Genomic DNA, 9563 nt, shown 5'->3' with positions numbered 1-9563 from the left:
TCGCCCCCCCCCGCGCGCCCCCCCCCCCCCCCCCCCCCCGGCGGGGGGGGGGGGGCCCCGCCCCCCCCCCCCCCCCACTTGGCGTACGGACAGCGGGCCGCGTTCAGCCGCTCCACGGCCGCGGCCACCCGCTCGTCGGTCGCGGTGAACGCGACCCGGACGAAGCGCTCGCCGGCCGGCCCGGAGAATTCACCCGGCGCCACCAGGATGCCCAGTGCGGCCAGTTCGGCCACGGTCTCCCAGCACGGGCGGTCCTGCGTCACCCACAGGTAGAGGCTCGCCTGCGAGTGCTCGACCCGGAAGCCGTACGCCTCCAGCGCCGCCCGCAGCGCCGAGCGCCGGGCCGCGTACCGCTCCCGCTGCTCCGCCACGTGCGCGTCGTCCGACAGCGCCGCGATCGTCGCCGCCTGGACCGGCGCCGGCACGATCATGCCGCCGTGCTTGCGGACCTCCAGCAGCTCCCTGACCACCACCGGGTCACCCGCCACGAAGGAGGCGCGGTAGCCGGCCAGGTTGGAGCGCTTGGAGAGCGAGTGGACGGCCAGCAGGCCCTCGTGGCCCTCGCCGCAGACGTCCGGGTGCAGGACCGAGACCGGCTCGGCGGACCAGCCCAGCTCCAGGTAGCACTCGTCGCTGACCAGCAGCGCCCCGTGCTCCCGGGCCCAGGCGACCGCCCGACGCAGCTCGTCCCCGCCGAGCACCCGGCCGGTCGGGTTGGACGGCGAGTTCACCCAGAGCAGGCGCACCCGCGAACCGTCCAGCTCGTCCACCGAGTCGTACTCGACCGGCTCCGCGCCGCACAGCCGCGCGCCCACCTCGTACGTCGGGTAGGCCAGCCGCGGGTAGGCGACCTGGTCGCCCGGGCCGAGGCCGAGCTGGGTCGGCAGCCAGGCCACCAGCTCCTTGGAGCCGACGGTCGGCAGCACGGCCTGCGGGCCGATCTCGGCGCCGCAGCGGCGGTGCAGCCAGCCGGCGATCGCCTCGCGCAGCTCCACCGGGCCCCACACCGTCGGGTAGCCCGGCGTGTCGGTGGCGGCGGCCAGCGCCTTCTGGATCACCTCGGGGACCGGGTCCACCGGGGTGCCCACCGAGAAGTCGCAGAGACCGCCCGGGTGGGCCAGCGCGGTCGCCTTGTACGGCTCCAGCTTGTCCCAGGGGAAGACCGGCAGGAGGTCGGAAACGCGGCGCGCCGCCCCCGGGTGACCCGGGAACGGCGCGCGCGTGCTGTTGGTGTTCACAGCTCAGATGCCACCGATCGTCAGTGGTCGGCGTTCTGCGGCGGCAGAGCGGCGATGAAGGGGTGGTCGCGCTCGATCAGACCCAGCTTCGAGGCGCCACCGGGCGAACCCAGATCGTCGAAGAACTCGACGTTCGCCTTGTAGTAGTCCTTCCACTCCTCCGGGGTGTCGTCCTCGTAGAAGATCGCCTCGACCGGGCAGACCGGCTCGCAAGCGCCACAGTCGACACACTCATCCGGGTGGATGTAGAGCGATCGCTCGCCCTCGTAGATGCAGTCAACCGGGCACTCTTCGATGCACGCCTTGTCCTTCACGTCGACACAAGGCTGCGCGATGACGTAGGTCACGCTGTCGTTCCTCCTCGGAAGGGCCGTGGCGGCCCGTTCTGTTCTGCTCGCGTGCGCGGTGAGCGCGGCGTCGTCGATGCCCGCCCCTAGTATCGCGGGTCGGAGACCGCAAATGCACAGGAGGTGCCCAGATGACGGCAGGCGGCCCGGCCCAGGACCGTCCGGAGGTCCGGATAGATCGCTCTGACGTGGGACGACGTGTGTCCGTCCGCCGCCTCTCGGGGTTCGTGGACGACCGTCCGGTGTTCCGGGATTCGATCGGCGTGCTCACATCGTGGGACGATCATGGACTGACGGTCGCCCCGCGGACCGGCGACCCCGTCTCCTTCGCCGAGAAGCTGCTGGTCGCGGGCAAGGTCGTGCCGCTCTTCCCGGCCCGGCGCGCGCCGCTGCCCGCCGCCACGCCCGTCGAACTCCAGCGGATCGCGGCCCGCGGCTGGCCCGCCGTCGAACAGGAGCCGCTCGGCGCGTGGACGCTGCGCGCCTCGGCCGGGTTCACCCGGCGCGCCAACTCCGTCCAGGCGCTCGGCGACCCCGGACTGCCGCTGCCCGACGCGCTCGCCGCCGTCCGCCGCTGGTACGCGGCGCGCGGGCTTCCCGCGTACGTCGAGGTGATCACCCCGGGCTCGCCGGACGAACTGCGGGCCGAGCTCGACCGGCTGGGGGCCGGCTACGCGCCCACTTTGGTGCGCACCGCACCGCTGGCCGGGCTCGCCCGGGCCGGCTCCGGGCCCGAGCGGGTCCGGCTCGCCCGGACCGCCGACCCGGCCTGGCTCTCGCTCTACCGCCGGGTCGGCGAGGACGAGGCGCTGGAGCAGGCCGCCCGGCAGGTGCTGCACGGCGGGCCGTCGGTCTGGTTCGCCACCGTGCCGGGCGCCCCCGGACAGCCGCCGCTGGCGATCGGACGCTGCGTCATCGACGGGCCCTGGGCCTGCTTCGGCGCGATCGAGGTCGCGCTGTACGCCCGGCGGGCCGGGCTGGCCACGACCGTCATGGCGGTGCTCGCCGCCCGGGCCGCCGAGGAGGGGGCGACCGGCGGGTACCTCCAGGTCGAGGCGGACAACACCGGGGCGATCGCGCTCTATGACGGACTCGGCTTCACGACCAGTCACACTTACCACTACGCCCTTCTCCCCCAGGGGTAGCACCGCCCGACCGCACCGCCGCCCTGCCCGCCCGCCGCTCCTCGCCCGCCTTTGCCCGCCCGCCGTACGAAAGCCGTCGCCGTCACCGTGACCGAGCAGAGCAGAGACCGCTTCCGGACCGCCGCCCGCGCCGAGCATCCCGACCCGGTGCTGCTCTGCCTGCTCGCCGCCGCCGAACACGGCCCGGTCCTCGACCCGGACGACCCCGGGGAACCGCCCAGCGTGGACGCCCTGCTCGCCGCCTGCGAGGCCGCGCTCGACCGGCACGCGAGCGCCGTCCGGCTCGCCGTCGCCGAACGCGCCCCCGCCGGCCCGGAGGAGACCGCCGCCCTGCTCGCCGCCGTCCTCGGCGGGCGGGAACGCTTCCACGGGCGGCAGTCCGACTACCGGCGGCTCGAATCCTCGCTGCTGCCCGACGTGCTGCGGCGGCGGCGCGGACTGCCGATCATGCTGTCCCTGGTGTGGATGGCGGTCGGGCGGCGGGCCGGGCTCGCCGTCCACGGCATCGCGCTGCCCGGCCACGTCATCGTCGCCGTCGGAGGGCCGGGCGGCGGCGACGAGTACGTGCTCGCCGACCCCTTCCACGGCGGGCGGCTGCTCGACCCGGACGACGCCGAGCGCCTGGTCCGCGGCGCCGGGCAGGAGTTCAGCCCCGACCTGCTCACCCCCGCCCAGCCGCTCGACCTCGTGCTGCGCGTGCTCGGCAACATCCGCGCCTGGGCCGCCGACCGCCCCGAACACGCCCGCACCCAGCTCTGGGCCACCGAACTCGCCCTCCTGCTGCCCCGCCATCCCGCCCAGCTCCGCCTCGAACGCGCCGAACTCCTCGTCCGCACCGGCGACTTCCTCGGCGGCTCGGCCGAGATGGACGCCTTCGCGCAGATCCTCGACACCTTCGACCCCGACACCGCCGCCAAGGTCCGCCAGGAGGCCCGGGCCGCCCGGCACCGGCTCAACTGACGACCGCCCGGGAACGCGCTCGGAGCCAGTCGGGAGTGCGCTCGGAGCCGGCCGGGGGCGCGCTCAGAGCCAGCCCTTCTCCCGGGCGATCCGCACCGCCTCGGTGCGGTTGCGGGCCTCGGTCTTCTGGATCGCCATCGACAGGTAGTTGCGGACCGTCCCCTCCGACAGGTGCAGCCGCCGCGCGATGTCCGCGTTCACCGCCCCGTCCGCCGCCGCGCCCAGCACGTCCCGCTCGCGCGCCGTCAGCGGGTTCGCCCCCTCAGCCAGCGCGGCCGCCGCCAGCACCGGATCGATCACCCGCTCCCCGCGCAGCACCCGGCGGATCGCCTCCGCCAGCTCCGAGGCCGGCGCGTCCTTCACCAGGAACGCGTCCGCCCCCGACTCCATCGCCCGCCGCAGGTACCCCGGCCGACCGAAGGTCGTCGCGATCACCACCCTCGTCCCCGGCGCGTTCCGGCGCAGCTCGGCGGCCGCCTCGATGCCCGTCATCCCCGGCATCTCGATGTCCAGCACAGCCACCTGCACCTCGTGCGCCAGCACCGCCGCCACCACCTCGTCCCCGCGCCCCACCTGCGCGACGACGTCGATGTCCCCCTCCAGCCCGAGCAGCGCCGCCAGCGCCTCCCGGACCATCCCCTGGTCCTCGGCGAGCAGCACGCGGATCAGGGCCCCGTTCTGAATGTCGCTCATGCCCACGACCTTAGAGGGGCGCCGGAGAGGCTGCGGGCGGTATTCGCCTGGCTCGCCGAAGCCCTGCGGGCCAGACTGGCCGCATGCTGAACCTGGAGCGCCTCCGCCCGGACCACGCCGACGCCCTGCTGGCCTTCGAGCGCGCCAACCGCGCCTGGTTCGCGCGGACCGTTCCGGACCGCGGCGACGCCTACTTCGCCGAGTTCCCGGCCCGCCACGCCGCCCTGCTCGCCGAACAGGACTCCGGTGTCTGCCGGTTCCACGTCGTCCTCGACGCGGCCGGCGCCGTCCTCGGCCGCGTCAACCTCGTCGACATCGCCGACGGCACCGCCGAACTCGGCTACCGCGTCGGCGAACACGCGGTCGGCCGGGGCGTCGCCACCACCGCCGTCGCCCACCTCTGCCGGCTGGCCTCCTCGGACTACGCCCTCACGTCGCTGACCGCCGTCACCACCCTCGACAACCTCGCCTCCCGAGCCGTCCTCACCCGCAACGGCTTCACGGTCGTCGCCGAACTCACCCTCGACGACCGCCCCGGCCTCCGGTTCAGCCGCTCCCTCACCGACGGCCGGCCCTCGGAGTAGGAAGTCGGCCCGGCCGACTTCCCACTCCGGATGCGGGTCAGAGCCAGCGCTGGGCGGCCTCGACACTGTCGGAGCCACTGGTGTTGAAGGCGATGGCGGCCTGCGGGGCGTGGCGGCGGACGAGGTTGACGACGAGCTCGAAGAAGGGCAGGGCGGGTTCGGGCTTGCGGATGCCGCCGCCGATGACGACGACGTCCCAGTCCCGGCCGGCGAGGGCGGCGGTGATCGCGGGCCCGGCCGTCTCGTCGGGAGCGACCAGGGCCATCGCCGCGTCGATGCCGTGGTCGGCGAAGCGGGCGAGTTCGGCGTCGAGAACGGCCCGCAGGCCGTCGCCGTCCATGCCGGGGACGGTGTGCGGGTCGAAGCCGAGGATGAGTGCGGTAGCCATGCCGGGGAGGACGGTCAACCCGACCGGCCGGGTTCCGTGCCGGCCGGCGCGGTGACCGTCCGCAGCGGGACGAGGGCCCGGAGCCGGAAGCCCCGGCCCCGCTCGCCCGGCCCGGCCTCCAGCCGCCCGCCGACCAGGGCCAACCGCTCCTCCAGGCCCGAAATCCCGTTGCCCGGCTGGGACTTGCCCGGTCCGCGCCCGTTGTCGGCGATCTCCAGGACGGCGTAGCGCTCGCCGCCGCCCTCCCAGCTCTCGTCGGCCGTGACGGTGCAGACGGTGGCGCCCTCGCCGTGCCGGACGATGTTGGTGACGGCCTCGCGCAGGGCCCAAGCCAGCGCGCCCGCCTCCTCGTCGGCGAGCCCCGGCCAGGTGTCGGCCAGTTCCGGCGCGGCCTCCAGCCGGACCTGTGCGGCGGCCAGCGCGGTGCGGGCGGCGGCGAGTTCGACCGGCAGGGTGGGGCGGCGGAAGCCGGTCACCGCCTCCCGGACGTCGATCAGCGACTGCCGGGCGACCTGCTCGATGTCGGCGACCTGCGCCCGCGCCGCCTCGTCCTTGCCGGCGTCCATGAACCGCCCGGCCAGTTCGCTCTTCAGCGTGATCAGCGACAGCGAGTGCCCGAGCAGGTCGTGCAGGTCGCGGGAGAGGCGCAGCCGTTCCTCGGACGCGGCCAGGTGGGCGACGGCGGCGCGGGCCTCGCGCAGCTCCTTCATGGTGGCGACCAGCCGCTGCATGCCGGTCATCGCGGCGCCGGCGAGGAAGGAGGTGAGGGCCAGGGTGGGGATGGTGTCGCCGCCGGCGTGGCTCAGCACGCCGACGGTGGCGGTGAGCACGGCCATGGCGGCGACGCCGGGCAGCGCGTAGCGCACCGGCAGGACCACGGCGACGCACACCGAGGCGTAGGTGAAGAGGGTCAGGAAGGACTCACCGAGAACGAAGGCCGAGACGATCGCGAGCACGACCATCGTCGCGACGATCAGCCGACAGGCCCGGGGCCGCATCCCGACCATCGAGCGGAAGATCACCAGCAGGACGTAGCCGCCGACGAAGACCGCCAGGCAGAGCCAGCCGAACACCCGGGCGGCCGTCCCGTGCCCGCCGTGCAGGAGGTTGCCCACCGGGTAGGCCAGGTAGATCGTCCACAGCAGCATCCAGCTGACCTTGACCAGCAGTTGCCGCCTGTTCTCGATCGGCGAGCCCGGGACGGTCATGAACGACGTGCGCGCCGGACCCGCCTCCGGCTGCTCGTCGGATCGGCGGGTCTGGCGCGGCTCGGTCATGTCGGTCATCATGCCTGGCGGGTGTCGCGGCGGTACAGCGCCGCCGCGGCGACGACGAACACCACGAGGAAGGCGGCCAGTCCGGCGACCGCGCCGGTGTCCAGGGAGTGCCCGGGCCGGGTGAACGCGGCCAGTTGGTTGTACAGGTACACCGGATTGAACCGGGCGAACTTCTCCAGCGAGCCGCTCACCGGGAACCACGTCCCGCCGAACAGCGCCATCACCATGTAGGTGATCATCACGATGGTCTGCACCGAGTCCGGCGCCGCCGCGTACCCGAGCGCCACCCCGAGTGCCGCGAACACGAAGCTGCCCAGCCACAGCGCCGCCGCCAGACCGGCCCACTGCGCCGCGCCGAGCGACACGCCCTGGACCGCGCCGAGCGCGAAGACCACCAGGATCGCCGGCAGCGTGGTCACCGAGCTCGCGGCGATCTTGCCGAGGGTGTACGCCCGGCCGGGCAGCGCGGTGAGCCGCAGTTGGCGCACCCAGCCGCTCTTGCGCTCCAGCGAGATCCGCTGCGCGCTGCCGGTGAGCACCGCGCCGACCGCGCCGAAGGTGGCCATCGAGACCATGAAGTAGGTCTTCACCGACAGCCCGCCGGCCAGTGGGGAGGAGCCGTAGGCGTGGGTGAAGAAGAAGTACATCAGCGCCGGGAAGGCGATGGTGAAGACCAGGTAGCGCCGGTTGCGGAAGGTCCGCAGGATCTCCAGCCGGATCAGGGTGGTCATCGCACGGTCTCCTTCGCGTCCTCGTGCCGGTCCTGCGCGCCGGTGATCGTCAGGAAGGCCTGTTCCAGGCCGAGGCCGGTGACTTCCAGCCCGCGCGGGTACAGGCCCGCCCGGTAGAGCCCGGCGACGCTGGCGTCGGCGTCCGCGGTGCGGATCCGGACGGTCCGCACGCCCGGCACCCGGGCGGTGACGTCCAGGGACTGCACGCCCGGCAGCAGGCGTAGCACGTTTTCGTCGAACTCCCCGTCCACGTCGTGGAGTTCGAAGGCGACTCGGCGGGCTCCGGCGCGCGCCTTGATCTCGGCGGAGCTGCCGTCGGCGATCAGCCGGCCCCGGTGCAGGACGAGGACGCGGTCGGCGATCGAGTCCGCCTCCTCCAGGTAGTGGGTGGCGAACAGCACCGTGCGCCCGGCGTCGGCCTGTGCCCGCATGCTCGCCCAGAACGCCTGCCGGACGGTGACGTCCATGCCGGTGGTGGGCTCGTCCAGCACGATCAGGTCGCTGTCGCCCGCGATCGCGAGTGCGAAGCGGACCCGCTGCTCCTGGCCGCCGGACAGCTTGTCGGCCCGGCGCTCGGCCAGTTCGGTGATCCCGGCGTCGGCCAGCACCTCCTTGACCGGCCGGCCGCGCGGGTGCACGGCGCGGGCGAGCTCGACCAGCTCGCGGACCTTGGCGTCGGCCATCAGCCCGCCGCTCTGCAGCATCGCGCCGACCCGGCCGGCCACGATCGCCTCCCGCGGGGTGCCGCCGAACAGCGTGACGCTGCCCTGGTCGGGCTGGCGCAGGCCGAGCAGCAGGTCCAGGCTGCTGGACTTGCCGGCGCCGTTCGGGCCGAGCAGGGCGACGGTCTCGCCCGGGCGCAGCACGAGGTTGAGGTCGTCCACGGCGCGCACCCGCCCGTAGCTCTTGCCGACGCCGCGGAAGGCGGCCACTTCGGTGCTCATCGCCCTGCTCTTCTCTCCTGGTGGTGTCGCGCCCGTGGTCGCGATCGGTGTCGCGATCGGTGTCGTTCGCACCACCTCAGAGTCCCGTGCGGGCGGGGTACGGCGGCAGTGTCCGCCGTCGTGCCTTCGGTATGACGGATGTCATGGCTGCGGCCGGTACCCGGGTCAGGGGTACCGGCCGCACAACCGCAGGTCAGGCCAATTGTCAGAGGCCCAGCGCGCGCTTCACGAAGTCGACCTGGAGCAGCAGCAGGTTCTCCGCGACCTCCTCCTGCGGCGTCATGTGCGTGACGCCGGACAGCGGCAGCACGGTGTGCGGGCGGCCGGCCGCGAGCAGCGCGGAGGACAGCCGCAGGGTGTGCGCGGCGACCACGTTGTCGTCCGCCAGGCCGTGGATGATCATCAGCGGCCGCTCCAGCCCGGCGGCGTAGCCGGTCAGCGAGTTGGCCGCGTACACCTCGGGCCGCTCGGCCGGGTGGCCGAGGTAGCGCTCGGTGTAGTGGGTGTCGTACAGCTCCCAGTCGGTCACCGGGGCGCCGGCGACGGCCGCGTGGAAGACGTCGGGGCGGCGCAGCACGGCGAGCGCGGAGAGGTAGCCGCCGTACGACCAGCCGCGGATGGCGACCCGGCCGAGGTCCAGCGGGAACTCCTCGGCGAGTGCCTGCAACGCGTCGGCCTGGTCGTCGAGGGTGGCCCCGGCGAAGTCGAAGGCGATGGACTTCTCCCAGGCCGGGTTGCGCCCGGGGGTGCCGCGCCCGTCGGCGACGACCACGGCGAAGCCCTGGTCGGCGAACCACTGCGAGTTGAGGTGCGGGTTGTGCGCCTGGACGACGCGCTGGCCGTGCGGGCCGCCGTACGGGTCCATCAGGACGGGCAGCAGGCCGTCCCGCTCGCGGTCGTAGCCGGTGGGCAGGAAGACGGCGGACGGGATGCGGCGCTCGCCGGCGAAGCGGAACACCGGGCGGGCGGTGATGACCGGGGTCTCGGCGTAGGAGGCGATGGTGGCGACGTCGTCGACGACCACGCCTTCGGGCAGGTCGCGGGCGACCTGGACGAGGGTGCCGGGCAGGTCGGGCTCGGCGGTGGCGCGCACGGTGATCCCGCCCGCGTGCACGGCGCTGGTGACGGAGGTGAACGGACGGCCGTTGGAAGACTCCCAGCCGAGCCGCTTGCCGTCGTGGCTGATCCGGCCGACGGCGATCCAGCCGGGCTCGGGGTCGGTCTCCGCGGCGCCGCCGGAGGCGGTGAACAGCACC

General features: G+C 74.1%; 11 protein-coding genes. 3 read left to right on the top strand and 8 right to left on the bottom strand.

Annotation, left to right across the window (positions count from 1 at the left end; translation table 11 throughout):
* Both dapC and fdxA read right to left on the bottom strand, forming a co-directional pair.
* On the bottom strand, nt 1–1238 hold a 1238-nt coding region (gene dapC, locus ACFV6I_RS33470; protein ID WP_380429435.1), incomplete at its 3' end, for a succinyldiaminopimelate transaminase.
* Between the two features lie 20 nt (nt 1239–1258).
* A complete protein-coding gene (fdxA, locus tag ACFV6I_RS33465; protein WP_030061559.1) occupies nt 1259–1585 on the bottom strand; it encodes a ferredoxin in 327 nt (108 codons plus the stop codon).
* A gap of 188 nt (nt 1586–1773) precedes the next feature.
* On the opposite strand from fdxA, the gene ACFV6I_RS33460 reads away from it, so the two are divergent.
* Nucleotides 1774–2730, top strand: coding sequence for a GNAT family N-acetyltransferase (locus ACFV6I_RS33460; protein ID WP_380429432.1), 957 nt, complete (start codon nt 1774–1776; stop codon nt 2728–2730).
* Between the two features lie 87 nt (nt 2731–2817).
* Nucleotides 2818–3690, top strand: a complete 873-nt coding sequence (locus ACFV6I_RS33455) for a transglutaminase-like domain-containing protein (protein WP_350879909.1) — start codon at nt 2818–2820, stop codon at nt 3688–3690.
* A 63-nt stretch (nt 3691–3753) separates the two neighbouring features.
* Here the strand turns inward: ACFV6I_RS33455 and ACFV6I_RS33450 are convergent, their stop codons facing one another.
* Nucleotides 3754–4383, bottom strand: coding sequence for a response regulator transcription factor (locus ACFV6I_RS33450; RefSeq protein ID WP_063347943.1), 630 nt, complete (start codon nt 4381–4383; stop codon nt 3754–3756).
* Nucleotides 4384–4466: 83 nt separating this feature from the next.
* Here ACFV6I_RS33450 and ACFV6I_RS33445 point away from each other — a divergent pair, with 83 nt between their 5' ends.
* The gene (locus tag ACFV6I_RS33445) at nt 4467–4967 is read left to right on the top strand and encodes a GNAT family N-acetyltransferase (protein ID WP_380429429.1); all 501 of its coding nucleotides are present in this window, start codon (nt 4467–4469) and stop codon (nt 4965–4967) included.
* 37 nt (nt 4968–5004) lie between these two features.
* Here the strand turns inward: ACFV6I_RS33445 and ACFV6I_RS33440 are convergent, their stop codons facing one another.
* The 5 genes from ACFV6I_RS33440 to ACFV6I_RS33420 form a co-directional block, all read right to left on the bottom strand.
* Nucleotides 5005–5355 (bottom strand): hypothetical protein, encoded by a 351-nt coding sequence (locus tag ACFV6I_RS33440; RefSeq protein WP_063347945.1) that lies wholly within the window; start codon nt 5353–5355, stop codon nt 5005–5007.
* Nucleotides 5356–5369: 14 nt separating this feature from the next.
* Complete coding sequence (locus ACFV6I_RS33435) at nt 5370–6632, bottom strand: sensor histidine kinase (RefSeq protein ID WP_380429427.1); 1263 nt, start codon at nt 6630–6632, stop codon at nt 5370–5372.
* Between the two features lie 8 nt (nt 6633–6640).
* Complete coding sequence (locus ACFV6I_RS33430) at nt 6641–7363, bottom strand: ABC transporter permease (protein WP_063347946.1); 723 nt, start codon at nt 7361–7363, stop codon at nt 6641–6643.
* Complete coding sequence (locus tag ACFV6I_RS33425) at nt 7360–8307, bottom strand: ABC transporter ATP-binding protein (RefSeq protein WP_063347947.1); 948 nt, start codon at nt 8305–8307, stop codon at nt 7360–7362. Before ACFV6I_RS33425 ends, ACFV6I_RS33430 begins: the two co-directional genes overlap by 4 nt.
* Before the next feature lie 205 nt (nt 8308–8512).
* Nucleotides 8513–9563, bottom strand: a 1051-nt coding sequence (locus ACFV6I_RS33420; protein ID WP_380429424.1) for a S9 family peptidase, incomplete at its 5' end; no start/stop codon positions are given.

Source organism: Kitasatospora sp. NPDC059803 (assembly GCF_042732255.1).
Classification (GTDB): Bacteria; Actinomycetota; Actinomycetes; order Streptomycetales; family Streptomycetaceae; genus Kitasatospora.
Note: the sequence above shows the minus strand (reverse complement) of the source record. Positions and strands in the feature narration are given on the sequence as shown.